This window comes from Segetibacter koreensis DSM 18137, assembly GCF_000374045.1.
GTDB lineage: Bacteria > Bacteroidota > Bacteroidia > Chitinophagales > Chitinophagaceae > Segetibacter > Segetibacter koreensis.
Genome location: NZ_KB893318.1, coordinates 111,924 through 131,613 on the forward strand (window position 1 = coordinate 111,924; position 19,690 = coordinate 131,613).

A 19,690-nucleotide genomic window follows, 5' to 3' on the forward strand; every position below is an offset into this window, starting at 1 on the left:
GAAAAGAAGAATTACTCTATCCAGCTATGTATGTAACCTTCATTCTCAATTTCCAATGCCTGTTTTGTTAGCATCAACGGATGAAACGTATCTACCATAACTGCTAACTCTTTTGTTTCTTTAGCCCCAATACTTTTTTCGACGGTTCCCGGGTGTGGGCCATGAGGAATGCCTCCCGGATGAAGCGTTATCATTCCTCGCGTTACATTTTTCCGGCTCATAAAATCGCCATCAACATAATAGATCACTTCATCGCTATCAATGTTGCTGTGATTATAAGGTGCAGGAATCGAAAGCGGATGGTAATCGAACAACCGGGGAACAAAAGAACAAACCACAAAATTATTAGCTTCAAAAGTCTGGTGCACAGGTGGGGGCTGATGAAGTCGGCCTGTAATAGGCTCAAAGTCATGAATGGAAAAAGCATAAGGGTAACAACATCCATCCCAACCTACAACATCAAAAGGATGCCCGGCGTAATGGATGTTATATAAAATTCCCTTCTTTTTAGTTCGTACCAAAAAGTCTCCTTTTTCAGAATGTGTTTCTAAACTTTCTGGGGGCCTTATATCCCTCTCACAATAAGGAGAATGCTCTAATAGCTGGCCATACTTACTCAAATATTTTTTGGGAAAACGAACAGGACTAAACGATTCTATAATAAACAGCCTGTTTTCATTATTTTGAAAATGTAGCTGGTAAATAGTACCGCGCGGAATAACTAAATAATCTCCATAAGAAAAAGGCAAACTGCCATACATTGTTTTTAAGACTCCCATTCCTTTGTGAATAAAGATGATTTCATCTGCATCTGCGTTTTTATAAAAATAATTTTCAACACTGGTTTCCGGTGATGCCAAAACAATGTGTACATCATTATTCACTAAAACGGGAATACGGCTGTTTAAAAAATCTTCAGATGGTTTTATATTGAAACCCTCAAAACTTCGATGCTTCAGCATCTTTTCTTCTGCAATTTCCGGAGCTACGTTTACAGGTTTTTCTGTTTTTATGATTTGTGTCGGCGGGTATACATGATACAAAAGGGAATAATCATTTGAGAAACCTTCGGTCGAAAACAATTCTTCCGAATATAATTCTTCATTTGGCTTACGAAACTGTGTATGCCGTTTGGGAGGAATTTTACCTAATGAATAATAATAAGGCATAGCATCGTAAGTTTTAAAATGTTTACCGGTTTATTTTAAATGCCACAAAAAAGACGGTAATAAGTAAAAAATTCTTTTTTGAGATATTACCTGTTAATGAATTGAAACAAGCGAGAGAACATTGGGTCGTTACAAGTTTCCTCTCGCGGCCTGTTCTCTTTCTATAGCTTCAAATAGTGCTTTAAAGTTACCTTTGCCAAAACTTTTTGCACCCTTTCGTTGTATAATTTCAAAAAAAAGTGTTGGCCTGTCTTGTACCGGTTTCGAAAACAGCTGAAGTAAATATCCTTCATTGTCGCGGTCAACTAAAATGCCTAATTCTTTTAGCGGTTCCAGGTCTTCGTCTATATGTCCAACGCGGTCTAAAAGGGTATCATAATAAGTATTAGGTACTTTTAAAAATTCAACACCCCTGCTCATTAATTCCCTTACTGTGGCAACAATATTGTTGGTAGCCATTGCTACATGCTGTACACCAGGTCCATTATAAAATTCAAGATATTCTTCTACCTGCGATTTTTTCTTTCCTTCTGCCGGCTCATTAATCGGGAACTTTACAAAGCCATTTCCACTGCTCATTACTTTGCTCATAAGAGCAGAATATTCTGTTGATATGTCCTGATCATCGAACGTCAGAATATTTTTAAAACCCATCACATCTTCGTAAAACTGTACCCAGCGATTCATTTGGTTCCAGCAAACATTTCCTACACAATGATCGACGTATAACAGTCCTGTGTCTTTTGGCTGAAAATGTGGATTGTTCCACTGCCGGTAACCAGGCATAAAGGGACCAGTATAGTTTTTCCTTTCTAAAAAAAGATGAACTGTGTCGCCGTAAACATGTATACCACTCATTACCACTTCACCGTAACTGTCTTCTAAACGCACCGGTTCTAAAAAGCTGCTTGCCCCACGTTTCATTGTTTGTTCCCACGCATCCGACGCATCATTCACTTTTAGCGCTATGTGTTTCACGCCATCACCATGCATATAAATGTGTTCGGCCATCTCATTGTGCGGACGAACAGGTGTTGTTAAAACAAAGGTCAGCTTGTTTTGACGTATAACGTAACTGGCCTGGTCTTTTACCCCTGTTTCAGGCCCCGCATACGCAACAGCCTGAAAGCCAAAAGCACTCATATAATAGTGAGCAGCCTGTTTCGCATTGCCCACATATAGCTCTATATAATCAGTTCCGTCAAGAGGTAAGAAATCGGTATTTGTATTTATTATCTTTTTTTGTTCAATAACGGCTGGCATAAAAATCTTTTTAAAATAAAATAAAGAATGCAGTGCTAACGCAGTGTGTAACTAAAAGATAAAAAGAAGAATTATACTACCGTATCTGTTGCAAGCGCTTCCATGAGGCAAGCATAGTTGTTGTACCTGTCAGAAAAAATTTTATTTGGATAATCAGGCCTCATGAAATAATAGTACTCAAATATACATTATTCTAAAAAAGGGTCAAAATTTATTCAAAGGGGGGTTTATCTTTTAAAACGATCGATTTGTACTATAGAAACGGTGATACGTGTGGCGCATACTGGGGAACATGTCAGATTTCGTGGTGTCGCTTATACTGCAAACCATCAAACAACATTTCGTTTTACCAAAATTATGCAGTCTACTGTAACTGCCTTTTATACATTTGCACGGCGTTCTCATAGCCAAGATAAATAGCATCGCAAACCAAAGCATGACCAATAGAAACTTCAAGAAGACCGGGAATGTTTTGAGCAAAATATTTCAGGTTCTGCAGATCGAGATCATGACCGGCATTTATTCCTAAACCTGCTGCGTTTGCTGCTTTAGCTGCTGTTATAAATGGCCTTATTGCAGCTTCCTTATTATCGTGAAAATGTTTGGCATAGCCTTCTGTATATAGTTCAATTCTGTCTGTTCCTGTCGCTTTTGCGCCTTCCACCATTTTTATATCAGGATCAACAAAAATAGAAGTTCGGATTCCAGCATTTTTAAATACCGCAATTATTTCTACCAGGTAATCTCTATTTTTTATTGTATCCCATCCATGATTAGATGTTATTTGCCCAAGTGCATCGGGTACAAGTGTTACCTGATCTGGTCTTACTTCCAATACAAGATCTACAAATTTTTGTTCCTGTGGATTTCCTTCGATGTTAAATTCTGTTGTAATTGCTTCTTTTATTTCTCTTACATCCTGGTATCTTATATGCCTTTCATCGGGACGGGGATGCACTGTCACTCCATCGGCTCCAAAACGTTCTGCATCCAATGCTGCCTTCAACACATTAGGGTTATTGCCACCACGGCTGTTTCTTAAGGTAGCAAACTTGTTGATGTTTACGCTAAGTTTTGTCATGCTGCAAAGGTAAAGGGTTTAAGGAGTAAGATAATTGCCTCACTTAAAGCTAACGTGTTGCACCGTACTTTTGCACCTATGTCTTACACTTCCTTAGAAGAATGTTTGCTCGACCTTGAAAAGAATGGTCATTTGGTACGTATTAAAGAAGAAGTAGATCCCTATCTTGAGATGGCCGCTATACATTTGAGGGTGCACGAAGCAGGCGGACCGGCGTTGTTATATGAAAACGTAAAAGGAACAAAGTACCGGGCAGCATCTAATATATTTGGTTCGTTGGAGAGAAGTAAGTTTATTTTCAGAGATACTTTAGCTTCGGTACGTAAACTGATAGAGTTAAAAAACGATCCTGTAAAAGCCATAAAGCAGCCTTTTAAAAATTTTAATGCAGGTTTAGCTGCGTTGAAAGCATTGCCGTTAAAAAATCCGTTATCTAAACCAGTTCTTGCAAACGAAATCAATATTGCTGACTTACCCTTAATCCATCACTGGCCTATGGACGGGGGAGCATTTGTAACATTGCCCCAGGTATATACTGAAGACATAGATCAGCCGGGGATCATGAAGGCGAACCTTGGGATGTATCGCATACAGTTAACAGGAAATGAATATGAGCTAAATAAAGAAATTGGACTGCATTACCAGTTGCATAGGGGTATCGGTATTCATCAAAGCAAAGCAAATAAAAAGGGATTACCATTAAAAGTGAGTTGTTTTGTCGGTGGCCCACCTTCACATACTTTATCTGCGGTGATGCCGCTGCCGGAAGGAATCAGCGAAATGACATTTGCAGGTGTTTTAGGTGGCAGGCGTTTCAGATATAGTTACAACGATGGTTTTTGTATTAGTACTGATGCTGATTTTGTCATTACCGGAGAAGTTTACCCGGGAGAAAATAAACCTGAAGGGCCCTTTGGTGATCATCTGGGCTACTATAGCCTGCAACATCCTTTTCCATTAATGAAGGTTAGAAAAGTATATGCGCGAAAAAATGCTATCTGGCCTTTTACGGTTGTTGGAAGGCCACCGCAGGAAGATACAAGTTTTGGAAAATTGATACATGAAATAACAGGTGATGCAATTCCGCAGGAGATACCAGGGCTAAAAGAAGTGCATGCTGTTGATGCAGCTGGTGTCCATCCGTTGTTGCTTGCTATTGGTAGTGAAAGATATACTCCGTATATGCCTGCAAAACAACCTGCGGAAATTCTCACAATTGCCAACCATATTTTAGGCACCGGTCAACTTAGCCTTGCTAAATTTTTATTTATTACTGCCGATGACACAAACCGCCTTACTACACATGATGTAAGAGGCTTTATGGAATATATGCTTCAACATATCGATCTTACACGTGATGTTCATTTTTATACAAACACAACTATTGATACACTTGATTATTCAGGAACAGGCTTAAACAGCGGCAGCAAAGTAGTGTTTGCAGCTTATGGCGATGTAAAAAGAGAATTATGTAAACAAGTGCCTGATGCATTAAAAAATCTTCAGCAATTTGAGAATGCACAACTGTGTATGCCGGGCGTTGTCTCTTTACAAACGAAGCCTTTTTTAAGTTATAACGAAGCTCACCGCGAGATGGAGGCGTTAAATGAACAGTTGAAAGATAAGGCTGCAGAGTTGCAGCAAACACCATTTATTATTATTTGTGATGACAGCAGTTTTACCAGCAATGCTTTCAATAATTACTTATGGGTTACTTATACAAGATGTAATCCTTCTCATGATATTTATGGAATAAACTCTTATACCATCAATAAGCATTGGGGTTGTAACGGGCCACTGTTAATGGATGCACGTATAAAACCTCATCATGCGCCGCCTGTTCAAAAAGATCCTTTTATAGAAAAAAAAATAGACCGTTTATTTGAAAAAGGTGGAAGCTTATACAACGCCATTAAATAAAAAAGCCCGGAAGTTCCAGGCTTTTTTATAATCGTTATTAGTTATTTCTAACTAACTGTAAAACTTACTGATTTATCACCCCATAATAATGTCACCTTTCCGTCTTTACCTACATTGAAAGTCATTTTTTCTGTAGCCGATGGTGCACTTTCTGCTTGTGTTTCTATGCGTAAAGCATCATCACCTTCATTATATTCAGTTCCCCACTGTTTCCATTTTTTATTAAAAATAATGGTCCAGTTCTTTTCGCCCGGAATACTATATAAACCATACTTGCCTGCTGGAAGCGGCTTACCGTTTATTTTCGCATCCTTTGAAATTTCGAAAACGGTTGCTTCATTTGCGCCGGTGCGCCATACTTTACCGTAAGGTGCAATCTCTTTACCTATTGTTCGGCCTTTAACGCTTGGCTGACTGTAATCAATTGTAATAGTATTACCGTTGGAAGTAGTTTGCGAAACCTTTGCAGGAGGGCTTGGCCTTTTAGACTTATCTTCCTGGGCGAAGCTTTTCAGGGTGATAAATAAGGCTGCAATAAGCGAAAACATTAAAATCTTTTTCATAATGGTCTTTTTATATTTATTTGAGAATAAAAATAAGCAAATAAGATGCCTGAATTATTAAAATGTTTTAAATAAGTTGTTGTTTAAAAAGCTTTTACGTTTCCTTTGTAAAACAAAAATATCAGATTTTTAAGTTGCAAAAAAGGTCAGGCATTGCTAATATTGCAAAAATAAAAGGCACTTGTTTTTAAAGCATATTTAATGAATGCTAGAATATCGGGTAAAGTTTATTTTTTAAAAAAGAATGAAAAAATAAACTTTTCAATGATAAAATGCGTCTATAAATATGACTTCCATTAATACGAATTTTTAAGTGTAACAATTTGAAAAATTGTTACGAGATATCTCGTCTAAAGTACAATATTCTTCAACCATTGCCGGGAAAAGCCGGGGTTTCAATTAAAACGGAACTTCGATTAAACGTTTGTAGTATAGAATGGCCTTATAAAACTTTGCTTATGAAAAATAGTATCAGCTCTAACCAATTGACGATTGAAATGTTTGTACAGGAAAATGTTGAGAAACAAAATAATGATATTCCAAACCCGATTACTGAGTTAGAGGCAAGAATTGCTGAATTAGAACACGAACTTAAGAAGCAAAGAGCTGCTGCCGAAAAAGGAGCTAAGCTAATGCAGATCATTTGGGGCGATAAATTTGAGAGTGATTCTTTGCATTAAACCTAACAAATCATTTTGCCTTACTTTGCCGGATTTATTGTTTGCGCACTATTGTTTGCTAATCCTTACTGCAACTTTGCTCTAGTGACAATCCCTTTTTACCGAAGTGTTTCGAATTGCGATGTAGTGAGTTGACAAAATAAATTCTCTTAGGGCAAAGTTGAATAATAATGTGTAAGCAAATGCAATTCACACGGCGATGACTCACTAAAAAACTTCTGTTAGTCAAAAAATAACAAATCCTGAAATAAGCAGGACTTTCCATCTATAGATTAAACAGACTATTTTTGCTGCTGTTTAATATAAAAAGATGAATTTGAAGCTGAAGCAATTATCCCGTGAACTGGAAGGTGAGTTATATTTTGATAAAAGAATGCGAATTTTATATGCTACCGATGCATCAGCATACCGGGAGATGCCGCTTGCTGTCGCAATCCCTCGCACAGTCGCGGATATTAAAAAACTTATTGCTTTCGCTCGCGCCGAAAAAACATCTTTGATACCGCGAACTGCAGGTACATCACTTGCAGGGCAAGTTGTAGGCAAGGGAATTGTGGTTGATGTATCTAAAAATTTTACTAAAATACTTGAACTTAATGTTGACGAGAAATGGGTGCGTGTAGAACCCGGGGTTATCCGCGATGAATTAAATATGTTTTTAAAGCCCCATGGTTTGTTTTTTGGACCTGAAACATCTACCGCTAACCGCGCAATGATTGGTGGCATGGTTGGTAATAATTCGTGCGGTTCTAACTCTGTTGTTTATCGTAGCACAAGGGAACATTTACTGGAAGTAAAAGCCTTACTGAGCGATGGGTCAGAGGCTGAATTTAAAGCGCTTGATATTGAAGAATTTCATGCAAAATGTGAAGGTGAAACTATAGAGGCAAATATTTATAAAACAATACGTCGCTTATTAAGTAACTACGAAAACCAGGTAGAAATAAGAAAAGAGTTTCCCAAGAAAAGTGTTGAAAGAAGGAACACCGGTTATGCTATAGACGTATTGCTTGAAACAGCGCCTTTTACCGCAGGTAGTGAAGATTTTAATTTCTGTAAACTGATAGCCGGGTCCGAAGGTACTCTTGCTTTTATTACTGAAATAAAATTGAATGTTAGCCCGTTGCCTCCCAAAGAACCTGGTTTGCTTTGTGTACATTTTAATACAATTGACGAAGCGTTAAAAGCTAACCTTATAGCATTAAAGTACAAGCCCAGCGCAAGTGAATTGATAGATCATTACATTCTTGAATGTACGAAAGATAATAAAGAACAAATTCAAAACAGGTTTTTTGTACAGGGTGACCCGGGAGCTATATTAGTAATAGAATACGCCAGAAGCAATCGGGAGGAAGTCGTGGAAATTGCGAGGCAGGTGGAGACTGATATGCGTGCAGCAGGCCTCGGTTACCATTTTCCACTGTTGTTTGGCGCTGATACAAAAAAAATATGGACATTGCGAAAGGCCGGCCTTGGATTGCTTAGCAACCTGCCGGGCGATGATAAAGCTGTTCCGGTAATTGAAGATACTGCGGTAGATGTAAATGATCTGCCTGCCTATATTCGTGACTTCAACGAAATACTAAAGAAGTATAACCTGCATTCGGTGCATTATGCCCATGCGGGTTCGGGCGAGTTACATTTACGTCCCATTATAAATTTAAAAACAATTGAAGGCAATAAATTATTCAGAACAATTGCAGAGGAAATTGCTGCTCTAGTTAAAAGGTATAATGGCTCATTAAGTGGAGAACATGGTGATGGAAGATTGCGTGGTGAGTTTATAGAGCAGATGGTTGGTAAAAAAAATTACCAGCTTTTAAAAGAGATTAAACATAGCTGGGACCCGTACAATGTTTTTAACCCTAATAAGATTGTCGATACTCCTTCGATGAATACGATGTTGCGGTACACTCCGGGCCAAAAAACACCTGCATTTAAAACCATCTTCCGTTTTTATGACCAGGATATATTGCAGCATGCCGAACAGTGTAATGGTTCCGGCGATTGCAGGAAAACAGAATTGTCAGGCGGTACTATGTGTCCTTCATTTATGGCTACCCGAAATGAGAGAGATACTACAAGGGCAAGAGCAAATATTTTAAGAGAGTTTCTAACCAATTCAGATAAACTAAACAGGTTTGACCACGAAGAGATAAAAGACGTGATGGATTTGTGCATTAGTTGTAAAGGCTGCAAATCCGAATGTCCATCAAACGTTGATATGGCCAAACTAAAGGCTGAGTTTCTGCAGCATTATTATGACGCGAATGGTGTTCCTTTCCGTTCTAGACTGATAGCGAATTTTAATAACTCCGCAAAGCTCGGAGCTCTGCTTCCTGGAATGTACAATTTTATGATGACCAGTAAAGGTGTCAGTAAATTGGTAAAAAGATTTTCGGGTTTTGCTGCTGAGCGATCCATGCCGACGATGTATAAAACAACTTTGCGGAAATGGTTTGAGAAGCATAGGAGAGAAGTTAATAGTAGAATGTTAGATGCAAAAAGTAAGGTTTACTTGTTTTGCGATGAGTTTACTAACTATAACGATACAGAAATAGGAATTAAAGCAATACTGTTGTTGGAAAAATTAGGATATGAAGTAGAGATACCGAATCACGAAGAAAGCGGAAGAGCATGGTTGTCAAAAGGTTTATTGCGGGAGGCAAAGAAAATTGCACAAAAAAATATTGAGTTGCTTAGCTCTATCATCAATGAACAGACTCCATTAATTGGTGTAGAGCCCTCGGCCATTCTTACATTCCGCGATGAATATGTAGACCTCGCAGACGATAACCAGCTGCAGACAGCTAAAGAATTATCCTCTAATGTTTACATGATAGAAGAGTTCATTACAAAAGAAATTGCTAAGGGAAACATCACTAAAGAACAGTTTACTACTGAAAAAAGACTAATTAAACTACATGGCCACTGCCAGCAAAAAGCCTGGGGTGCATTGGGCGCTTCGGAACATGCACTATCACTGCCTGAAAATTATACGGTAGAGACTATTCCTTCCGGATGTTGCGGCATGGCCGGATCATTTGGCTACGAGAAAGAACATTACGATATATCTATGCAAATTGGTGAACTGGTACTACTGCCAACAGTAAGAAAACAGCCTGAAGATGTTATTATAGCTGCACCAGGAACAAGTTGCCGGCACCAGATAAAAGACGGTACAAAAAGGAAAGCAAAACATCCTGTTGAAATTTTATATGAGGCACTGAAGTGAGATGTTTTTAAAATGTGTTCTAAATAATTGGTAATCAAAAAGAAAATCCAACCTTAATAAGATTTGAACTAAATAATTTGTTTTTTAATTTTTAGTATACCGTTTATTCTTTATCAACCATGAAGCCACCTGGTAATAAGCAATTGCTTTTTTGGCCAGTGAATCATTTATTGGTGTCTCTGTTGCAGAACCTGTCTCAAAATTTGGTTTATATTCTTTTAGTTTTCTAACCGGGGCTTGTACAATTAATCGATCATTCTGCAAAAAGCCCAGACCCTGATACGTGCTTATAAATGCTTTTTCTTTGCCTGCTGGCAAGTTAAAAATATCTTGTCCGAAAAACTTCGTTTTATAATGAAAGTTAAGCATGCCAAGAATAGTTGGTGGAATGTCTATTTGTGCCATTAATCTATCTACTACCTGTGGCTGTTGTACAATGCCGGGGGCAAAAATAAGCAAGGGAATATGATAGCCGGTTACCGGCAACTCTACGCTACCTGCGCTTCCGGCGCAGTGGTCGGCAACAATTACAAAAATAGTATTGTTGTACCATGGTTTTAATGATGACTCTTTTAAAAATCTGTTGATAGCATAGTCTGTGTATTTTACCGCCCCTTCTCTTGAATGAGTATTGGGTGAAATATCTATACGACCCTCAGGATATGTATATGGACGATGATTCGAGACGGTCATAACCTGTGCGAAAAAAGGTTTCCCTTTGGCATAATTACTATCCATCGTTCTGCCCGCAAGCGTAAATAGATCTTCGTCTGCCACTCCCCAGATGTTTTGATAATGGACTTCATTGGGTTTTAACGATTCCCGGTCAATAACCTGGTAATCATTATTCCCAAAAAAGTATTTCATGTTATCGAAATAGCTATAGCCGCCGTAAATGTATTGAGTGATATAACCTTTTGATTTAAAGACGCTTCCCAGCGAAAAGAGATTTTCATTTCCCGGCCTCTTTACAATGCTTTGTCCTGATGACGGTGGCAATGCTAGTGACAAAGCTTCAAGTCCTCTTACAGTTCTCGTGCCCGAGGCATACAGACTTCTAAAAAAAATACTGTGTCCTGCAAGCGAATCCAGGTAGGGAGTAATATTTTGCTTTCCACCAAAAGACCTCATAAAATCCGCGCTCAGGCTTTCGATACTTATCAAAACCACGTTATGATGTTTTTCGGGCTGGTTATAGCTAATTTCACGTTCTATGCTGTATAAGTCATTGCTGGTAAATTTGCTGTTAGGAACTGCTAAATCTGCTTTTACAATATTAAAAGCTTCTGCATCTGGAAGGATTTTGTAAAATTTGAAAAAATCAAGTTCATTGTGCCAGAAAGCATTTGAAAACTGAAAAATGCCATTGCCAGCCAATTCATTAGCGTATTCATTTTTACTAAAATTTCTCCAGTCTTCCTTTACATAAAAGTAATTAAGAGCACATATACCAAGCAACAAACAGGAAATTAGCGTACGTGTAAGAAAAGATGAAGGGGCATAAACAGCTTTTTTTAAAAGTGGCCGTATAAGAAAAAAGACAGCGGCTGTGATAATAAGTATCACGGTAACAATTGCCGGAATAGGGTAAGACTCTTTTATATTTCCTAAAACTTCATTCGTGTAGACCAGGTAATCGACTGCTATAAAGTTGTATCTGACCGAGAATTCATCCCAAAAGAACCATTCGCTTACAGCATTAAAGAGCAACAAAAAAATGACAAGAAAAAAGTCGAAATATAGAACTGCTGTTCTCCATTTTTTCCTGGATGCGCTTTCGGTAAAAAGGAGGCAAACGAAAATAATGAAACGTAGTACAATATAAGCGGTCAAAGCCTTTTTAAGGTCTGCATTAAAGTCTGCAGGAATTAAATTGGTAAACAATAAAATACCAATAATAATAACGTAGGCTCCAATGCCGAACCATTTCCATTGTTTTGAATATATTTTTTCGTTGGTTAGCCAGATTTGAAAAACAAAAGGAACAATGAGGTAGCTTGCCATAGACAGGTCGAAAAGGGCGCCAATGGTAAATGAGCCGGTTAGGTTAGTAAAGCTCCAATCAAAATTTCTACCTGTTTTAAAAAGAAGAGCAATTCTTGTTAAAAACGAAATACCAAGCGCCAAAGCAATAAGTATAAAAACAGGAGACAGTCTGCCATTTAAAAAGCTATTCTTCACTTTTTTGGCGTTCGACAAATAAATATCTGTATCTGAAAAATCTTTAGTAGCCACTTTCTTGTTTGTAATCATGCCGGGACTGGTTATTGTGATTCTGAAACCGTCCAAAGTTAAATTAAAACCTTTGCAAGCATAAAGTGTAAAAAAGGTAGAAGGTTGAATTTATAAAATTAAATTGTTAATACGTAGACCTTACACTAATAATTATTAGTCGAGATGTAAGGTTGATGCAAAAAATTAGAAAATGAAGATTAATTAACCTAACGATTATTATAACAAATGAAAAAAGCAGCTTTTTAAGCTGCCTGTACTTTTCGCGTTATAGCACCTATAACTTTTAATTAATATTTTTAGGATCTGATGTTTTTTGTTTTCGCCTAAACCGTATGGTAGCATTTTTTATAAATGTACTGGTCATGCCAAGTTCATACCTTTTATCTCCTGCATAAATTACCGCTAACGCCGTATTTGGAGGAAGTTTTCCAAGATTTTCTGCGTACATCGCTATTTCGTTTACGGTTGTATCAACCGGTAACATAAATGTTAATGGTTGATCGCTGAGCATTTTTTTGGCTGCTACCAATTTACGGTTATAGAACAAAGAAATGGTGTCATTGTCAACCTCTCCGTTGTCGTAAAGAGTAACTTTTAAACTGTCTGCATCAACATCTATTACAGGGCTTGCGTCAAAGGCTCTGCTATTGAGCGCTGCTACCAGTTTTTCATTGGGATCTATTTGCTTTTTTGGTGCAGCAGGAGGGACAGTTACTATTTCTACTTCAGGAGTAGTATCGGTGGGCAATGGTTGCTCATTTATCCCCTTGGTAAATTTTACAGTAATATCAGGACAGGTTAACTTGTAATCGCTGCTTGCAACAAATTGTCCTGATAATGTTGATTCTATTCTGGAAACCTTTAATGTGAACACGCCTTTCATAGGGCAATCTGCGCCATTTTCATTTTTAGCCTGGAAGTTCAGAACGGGGCTTGTATTTAAAAAAAGCGTTCGTGTTTTCGCGTCGTATGTACCTGAAATTTTGCTCTTTATTTCTGACCTGCGGAAAAAGTAATTAAATTCACCCGTTACTTTTTTTCCTGTTTGTTTCAATTTTAGTTCAGAAAGGTAGTTGTTGTTGTCGCCATATTTACTTACCTGCCCTACACCATACCATAAGCCTTTTACCGACTGTGCAGATACTAAAGAAATAAAAAGAAAGTTAAACAAAACAACAAAAAATATAACACTTTTCGATGGATACAATTTCATAAGGTGATTAATACTTCATTTAAAGTTGAGGAAGGCAGCCATTTTAATGCCACCTTTACTTGGATTAAATTATTTCTGACAAGGTGAGGATTAGGTTATTTCAGGTAACGTTTTATCTCTCTTTCTGTGTCTTTTTTCTTTAATGTTTCACGTTTGTCGTGCTGTTTTTTACCCCTTCCAATTCCAATTTCTACTTTAGCTAAATGTTTGTCATTAAAGAATACACGCAAAGGAACTATTGTATATCCTTTATCTTTCATACGGTTTTCGATCTTTCTCAGTTCTCTTTTTGTAAGCAATAATTTCCGATCGTGCACCGCTATGTGATTGTTACTTGTTCCCAAAGCATATTCTGCAATATACAATCCGCGAACCCATAGTTCATTCTTATGCAAAAGACAAAAACTGTCATTAAAGCTTACTTTTCCTTCCCGAATACTTTTAACTTCTGTTCCCAGTAAAACAATCCCTGCCGTCCATTTATCTTCAATATAATATTCGTGATAAGCCGACCTGTTATTCATTTCTTTTGTAGCCATATTAGTCAGTAGTTAATAGTGAAAAGCAAATAGCTGACTAAAAGTTTCCCTGATACATCTTTTAATCCTTCAATTTGCTTTATCGTCTTACAGTTGTTGTGATATTAGCTTTGAAACAGAAGAACAAGTTGAAATATCTTATATTTTAATTCTTTTCGGTGAACTATAAAATCAAGAAAGCCATGCTCCAGTAAAAATTCGCTTCGCTGAAAACCGGGAGGAAGGTCTTTTTTTATGGTTTCTTTAATAACCCGCGGTCCTGCAAAACCAATTAAGGCCCCGGGTTCGGCAATGTTTAAATCTCCGAGCATGCCAAAGCTGGCGCTTATACCACCAAATGTTGGATCTGTAAGCATGCTTATGTATGGAAGTCCTGCATCCGTTAATTGTGATAGCTTTCCACTTGTTTTTGCAAGTTGCATAAGGCTGAATGCACTTTCCATCATACGTGCACCACCACTTTTGCTAATAACCATATATGGCAATCTATGTTCTATACAGTAGTCAACGGCACGGCTAAACTTTTCACCCATTACACTTCCAAGACTTCCGCCGATAAATTCGAAATCCATACATGCCAGCACTATTTCTTTACCGCCAACATTACCTACAGCAACTCTCATGCTATCTGTAAGGTCGGTTTTTTCCCATATGTCTTCCAGCCTTTTTCCATACGGCTTCAAATCAGTAAAGCCTAAAAAATCTTTACTGCGAATGTTATCAAATAACTCTTCATATTCCTGGTTGTCAAATATTATTTCATAATATTCTTCACTTCCAATACGATGATGATGATCACACTTAGGACATACAAACAGGTTTTCACGCAAGTCTGCGGAAGTGGTTATGAAGTTACACTCCGGGCACTTTGTCCACAGACCTTCAGGTGTTTCTTTTTTTTCAGAGGTCGTTGTAAGTATGCCTTTTTTTATTCGTTTAAACCAGCGCTGCTTCGCTTCCTCCTGCTTCTCTTTTTCGCCGGTTAATTTGGCATCGAAATCCTCTTCTTCTTTTTTCATGTTGTTCAAAATGCGGTATTGAAGAAAATGTCCTGCAATTTATATGTAAATAATTACAGCTAATGACAAATTGCTGAATATTAATTCTTCTGCCGGTAAATTTTGTTTAAATATTATTGTAAATACAAAACTTAGTGAAATAATACTGTTTTTGGTATGCAAACATCAGTTAAAAACTGATATACCGTAATAAAAAAATTGCTTGTTTACGTTGCATTCCTTTTACTTTAAGCTACTGTTATACTATTGTCAAGGTAAACATCCTGGCAGGTATTCAGCAAATGAACGCCGTCATTAAAAGGACGTTGAAAAGCTTTACGTCCTAAAATAAGGCCCATTCCACCGGCACGTTTGTTTACCACTGCTGTAATGACCGCCTCTTGCAAATCACTTTCGCCCAAACTTTCGCCCCCGCTGTTAATTAAACCAACGCGCCCATTATAACAATTTAGTAATTGATAGCGAGTAAGGTCTATAGGATGATCGGTTGTTAATTTTTCGTATACAAGTTTGTTTGTTTTACCGTGTTTGGTTGCAAGATAGCCCCCGTTATTAGTTGGTAATTTCTGTTTTATAATATCTGCCTGCAAAGTAACGCCCAGGTGATTTGCCTGGCCGGTAAGATCGGCAGAAGTATGAAAGTCGACACCATCCACCTTGAAACCATTGTTACGTGTATAACACCAAAGAATGGTTGCCATGCCTAATTCATGCGCCATTTCAAACGCCAAAGCTACCTCCTGCAACTGTTTCCTGCTTTCCGGGCTTCCCCAATATATTGTTGCTCCTACAGCTACGGCTCCCATATTCCAGGCACTTTTTATTGTCCCGAACATAACCTGGTCGTATGTATTGGGCATGCTTAAAAGTTCGTTGTGGTTAATCTTAACCACGAAAGGAATTTTGTGTGCATATTTCCGACTCATTATTCCCAGCACTCCAAATGTAGAAGCTACTGCGTTGCAACCGCCTTCTATTGCCAGTTTAATAATATTTTCAGGATCGAAATATATTGGGTTTGGAGAGAAAGCACTTCCAGCACTATGCTCTATTCCCTGGTCCACAGGAAAAATACTGCAAAAACCAGTACCACCTAAACGTCCTCCATTCAGCAAAATCTGCATACTTCTTAGCACCTGGTTATTGCGGTTGCTGTTAATCCATACGTCATCCACATGTGTCGGAGAGGGAAGGTGAAGAGCAGACTTATCTATGGTTTTACATTCGTGACTTAGCAGAAATTCTGCTTTATCTCCAAGTAATTTCAAAATTTGTTGATTTACCATGAATAATAATTTCTTCTCGTTTTATTATTTTTAAACCTTACGTATAACTTATTAAGTTGGGTTAGGTCAATTTTCTCCAAAACTTTTAGATATTTTTTGTTCTTTTTCGCCGAACACAGTCTATATCTCGTTAGTAGACAAGTAAAAGCCTTGAGGAAATGCTGTTAATATAGCGTTTACAAAGGTAATGGTAAATTTAGGAGTAGTCCATGAGATGATTTTGGGCTTTATTTTAACTCGGATATTAAAATATAAAATTAGAAAAGATTAAATAAAAAATGTGAGAAGGGATGAAACAAGTGATATTTTGAGCGACGCAGCGATAACGATGGTAGACATGAATAGATACGACGAATTCTTTTCTCCCTTCCAGCCAGCGAATATTGAAAATGCCGCAATTGCCTTTAATTCGTTTTTTTCCTTTTTGCTTGCTGTATAAGGTATAAATTTTTTCGAAGGGTTTGCTTTAAGTTTAATTTTACAACATCTCCCATCGATTCGCATTTTAAAAACTTCGGATTGTTAAAATAGGATGCCAATTCATGCTTCAACTGTTCCATCTTTTCGGGGGTCGAAATGACATCTTTACACATGGTATTAAAAAGTTCCATTAGCCTATAGCGCGAATCTGCTACCCGAAAAGCCATCATAGTCCGTTCTTCTGACTGGTATTGTTCTATAGAATCTTTGTTGAGGTATTGCAGGGTGAGGTTAACAAGAATAAGATTTTCTTTAAAATACTGCGGCAGGTACAGATTTTTCCTTCCTTCGTACGATTGCTGGTCAAAATCTATAGCTCGCAAACGGTATTGAAAGTCCTCAATGTCAGGTGTTATATCTACAACAAAATTATAACTACGCATATCGCCGAGTAACCTTACAAAACACCTTTCATTAAACTTCACAAATTCTTTTGCGAAACGTATTTTATTCGTATTTGGTTCGTTAAGGAATTTTTGAGTAAACAGATCACCCGGTATGCCCGGTATATGTTCTTCAACCAACGTGTTGTAATGTGTAAAATAGGTAATGCGGTTAGGGGATAAAATATGCTCAAGTTCAAGACCGTAAATACGCGAGGCATCAGCAACCTTTATATAAAAATGGTCATAGTTGTCGTTGTATTTGTTAACGATACGAATTCGAAAAGGATTACTGTTTCCAAATGCGCAATAATCAATTCTCGCAACATCCAGGTGTTTTGAGAAGGTGAGATCTCCTTCTGTTTTTAAAATAGCATAAATTGTAATTAAACCATCGCGTAAATATTCCCATTGATTCATATCGTACAACGCTTTCTCCCAAAATGTATCTTTTCCATCCTTATCTTTTAATGGTACAGAATAGGTGATACGGGCCAGGTCATCATAACTGACCGGAAGGTTAACTTCCCTGCCGTTGTGTTTAAGGTAGCCGCGAAGTTGGTTGTTAATAGGATAGAAAGGCTTCTTTCTGGAAGGCGCATCTGTTTTTTTCTCCCTTTCTGCATTTGTAATATCTGAAAAAGCCATGTAGGTAGTTAATAGATAAATGTACTTTATTAACCTTGGATTCGCTGAATCAAATTCTTAAAATATTGGGCGGATTGCAAAAGGCGGCTACCATACCAGCTAAACATTTCGCCGTCGACGAGCATTATTTTAGTAGCTGGCAGTATTGTTTGAAGTTCCGTAAGATGTTTTTGTTTGAAAGGGTAGGGCTCTGATGAGAGTAGAACAAGATCGCAATTTTGAGATGACAGATCATTGGTAACAGATGGTTCTTGGCGGTTTACAGAATTCGAGGTGTTTATTTTTGACGATGGCTGTATAGGTAAAACTTCGCTGATTGTTATTTCAGGGTAGCGGTTTATACCTGCAAAAGTATTTGTTAAGCCACAACAGCTAAGCATATCATGTATGAAAGTGTCTGCACCTGCAGCGATATAGGGATCTTTCCAGATTAAATATGCAGTTTTCGTTTTTTCTTTTATAGGTATAATTTGTTCAAAAGCCTCTTTTATTTCGGTTGCCAGTTTATTTGCCTTGATCTGTTGATGTACAAGTATTCCCATCGAGGTTATCATCTCGAGAGCATCATCGAGTGTTTTAATATCACTTACCCATACCGGTGCTATTTGTTTCAGCTCCTCAATTTGCTCTTTTACATTCTCTTCTTTACTAGCAATTATAAGATCTGGTTGTAATGATTTTACAACATCCGTTTTAATAGTTTTTGTTCCTCCTACACGTTGTTTTTTTCGAAACCAATGTTCAGGATGAACGCAGAATTTAGTGATGCCTACTACTTCTTCATCTAATCCTAAACTAAATAATAATTCGGTTTGAGAAGGAACGAGCGATACAATTCTTTTAGGAATAAAAGAAAGGTTTTTGAAATTGTTCAGCTTACCTGTTGGAGAAATGGGCATTTGAAAAGAAGTCGAAGCTAAAGAAACTTCTATAAGAGTCGGATAGTAATGTGTATAGAAGCAATAAAACGCGTGAAAAAGTTATTTAGATACGTATAAGACACCTTTCAGATGCAATAGAATTAGTTAATGTATAACATACGTGAAAAGAAACGTATTGGAGCAGGGAATTGTCTTTTACAGCCAAAATGAAAATAACAGAGTGAATAACTTTAATTCTAAATTTTATAAGTATGAAAAAGACGAGTTACTTGTACTATTCGCAACCACTGTGCGCAAATGATTATAGAAAAAGCAATAATGCAGCAAGATGGTTTAAAGAATTTCTTAAAATAGTGGTCTTGTTTGTGATCGGTTTTATTGTTTCGTAGCAGAATACAAGGTCAATAAAAAATTATTGATTTTAACATTTTAAAGAGAAGGAATAGCGGTTAAGAAAAGTGATTTCGTGTTAGGAAGTAGGGCGAAACAATTTTTCCGCTGTTCCTGTAAATTTTAGCCTGGAAAGGATAAAATAGAACAAGTAGGAGTGAGGCATAGAATTTTACTCTGCCAATTTTTATTGGCGAAAATGTCTTTTTCGAGCATAAAAAAAGCTTTTTGAACCAGAATGGTTATTAGGGTTAAAATAACTTTAGTCTATAATTTTTAATCCAACCGTATGAAAAATACAATGCACATCGCCTACTCACAGCCTTCATCACCGTATTATTCCAAAAACAATAACGCTAAAAAATGGCTGATTGATTTTTTCAAAGTCGTTCTGTTGTTTTTATTAAGCTTTTTTATTTTTCAGTAAATAATTGTAGCAACGTTTCTTTCTACATCAAACACCTGTATTTGTTAGTCTGCGAGGTTGGCATCGGTCTTTCCTATCATTAAAAACGTGCAACATTAAACGTAGTCATCTGTTACTACAATTTTCATTTCCACAATAATCTACCGATCGTTTTACGCTAAATAGTAAAATAAACATTTTATTTACTGTTGCGCTAATGGTACCTGTTTCATACCTACTCATATTTTTGCTGCATTATTTTAAAATTTTATATATTAGTCGTCAAGTAGGTAATAGAT

Annotated in this window: 15 protein-coding genes; 4 read left to right on the forward strand and 11 right to left on the reverse strand. The window is 37.2% G+C overall.

Annotation, left to right across the window (positions count from 1 at the left end; all coding sequences use genetic code 11):
• Positions 1-11: 11 nt before the first annotated feature.
• The 3 genes from B154_RS0106585 to B154_RS0106595 form a co-directional block, all read right to left on the reverse strand.
• Positions 12-1,169, reverse strand: coding sequence for a homogentisate 1,2-dioxygenase (locus tag B154_RS0106585; protein WP_018612740.1), 1,158 nt, complete (start codon positions 1,167-1,169; stop codon positions 12-14).
• Between the two features lie 129 nt (positions 1,170-1,298).
• Positions 1,299-2,432 carry a 4-hydroxyphenylpyruvate dioxygenase gene (gene hppD, locus B154_RS0106590; protein ID WP_018612741.1) on the reverse strand — a complete coding sequence of 378 codons (1,134 nt, stop codon included), beginning with the start codon at positions 2,430-2,432 and terminating at the stop codon, positions 1,299-1,301.
• Positions 2,433-2,796: 364 nt separating this feature from the next.
• Positions 2,797-3,513: a pyridoxine 5'-phosphate synthase gene (locus B154_RS0106595; RefSeq protein WP_018612742.1), complete on the reverse strand. Its 717-nt coding sequence runs from the start codon at positions 3,511-3,513 to the stop codon at positions 2,797-2,799.
• A gap of 78 nt (positions 3,514-3,591) precedes the next feature.
• Between B154_RS0106595 and B154_RS0106600 the strand changes: the two genes are divergently transcribed.
• Positions 3,592-5,433 carry a UbiD family decarboxylase gene (locus B154_RS0106600; RefSeq protein ID WP_018612743.1) on the forward strand — a complete coding sequence of 614 codons (1,842 nt, stop codon included), beginning with the start codon at positions 3,592-3,594 and terminating at the stop codon, positions 5,431-5,433.
• 47 nt (positions 5,434-5,480) lie between these two features.
• Here the strand turns inward: B154_RS0106600 and B154_RS0106605 are convergent, their stop codons facing one another.
• Positions 5,481-5,996: a DUF2911 domain-containing protein gene (locus B154_RS0106605; RefSeq protein WP_018612744.1), complete on the reverse strand. Its 516-nt coding sequence runs from the start codon at positions 5,994-5,996 to the stop codon at positions 5,481-5,483.
• Between the two features lie 458 nt (positions 5,997-6,454).
• Between B154_RS0106605 and B154_RS0106610 the strand changes: the two genes are divergently transcribed.
• Together B154_RS0106610 and B154_RS0106615 are read left to right on the forward strand one after the other, a co-directional pair.
• Positions 6,455-6,676 carry a hypothetical protein gene (locus B154_RS0106610; RefSeq protein ID WP_157580517.1) on the forward strand — a complete coding sequence of 74 codons (222 nt, stop codon included), beginning with the start codon at positions 6,455-6,457 and terminating at the stop codon, positions 6,674-6,676.
• A 310-nt stretch (positions 6,677-6,986) separates the two neighbouring features.
• Complete coding sequence (locus B154_RS0106615) at positions 6,987-9,911, forward strand: FAD-binding and (Fe-S)-binding domain-containing protein (RefSeq protein WP_018612747.1); 2,925 nt, start codon at positions 6,987-6,989, stop codon at positions 9,909-9,911.
• Positions 9,912-9,995: 84 nt separating this feature from the next.
• Here B154_RS0106615 and B154_RS0106620 read toward each other — a convergent pair whose 3' ends face one another.
• From B154_RS0106620 to B154_RS0106650, 7 genes are all read right to left on the reverse strand, one after another.
• Positions 9,996-12,164, reverse strand: a complete 2,169-nt coding sequence (locus B154_RS0106620) for an LTA synthase family protein (protein ID WP_157580521.1) — start codon at positions 12,162-12,164, stop codon at positions 9,996-9,998.
• Between the two features lie 265 nt (positions 12,165-12,429).
• Positions 12,430-13,359, reverse strand: coding sequence for a hypothetical protein (locus tag B154_RS0106625; RefSeq protein WP_018612753.1), 930 nt, complete (start codon positions 13,357-13,359; stop codon positions 12,430-12,432).
• A 95-nt stretch (positions 13,360-13,454) separates the two neighbouring features.
• Positions 13,455-13,898, reverse strand: a complete 444-nt coding sequence (gene smpB, locus B154_RS0106630) for an SsrA-binding protein SmpB (RefSeq protein WP_018612755.1) — start codon at positions 13,896-13,898, stop codon at positions 13,455-13,457.
• 104 nt (positions 13,899-14,002) lie between these two features.
• Positions 14,003-14,917: an acetyl-CoA carboxylase, carboxyltransferase subunit beta gene (accD, locus tag B154_RS0106635; protein ID WP_018612756.1), complete on the reverse strand. Its 915-nt coding sequence runs from the start codon at positions 14,915-14,917 to the stop codon at positions 14,003-14,005.
• Positions 14,918-15,144: 227 nt separating this feature from the next.
• Positions 15,145-16,203, reverse strand: coding sequence for a class I fructose-bisphosphate aldolase (locus B154_RS0106640; RefSeq protein ID WP_018612757.1), 1,059 nt, complete (start codon positions 16,201-16,203; stop codon positions 15,145-15,147).
• 404 nt (positions 16,204-16,607) lie between these two features.
• Positions 16,608-17,714: a hypothetical protein gene (locus B154_RS0106645; protein ID WP_018612758.1), complete on the reverse strand. Its 1,107-nt coding sequence runs from the start codon at positions 17,712-17,714 to the stop codon at positions 16,608-16,610.
• A 29-nt stretch (positions 17,715-17,743) separates the two neighbouring features.
• The gene (locus B154_RS0106650; protein WP_018612760.1) at positions 17,744-18,613 is read right to left on the reverse strand and encodes an ABC transporter substrate-binding protein; all 870 of its coding nucleotides are present in this window, start codon (positions 18,611-18,613) and stop codon (positions 17,744-17,746) included.
• 233 nt (positions 18,614-18,846) lie between these two features.
• Between B154_RS0106650 and B154_RS32190 the strand changes: the two genes are divergently transcribed.
• The gene (locus B154_RS32190) at positions 18,847-18,984 is read left to right on the forward strand and encodes a hypothetical protein (protein WP_157580524.1); all 138 of its coding nucleotides are present in this window, start codon (positions 18,847-18,849) and stop codon (positions 18,982-18,984) included.
• The last annotated feature ends 706 nt before the right edge of the window (positions 18,985-19,690 follow it).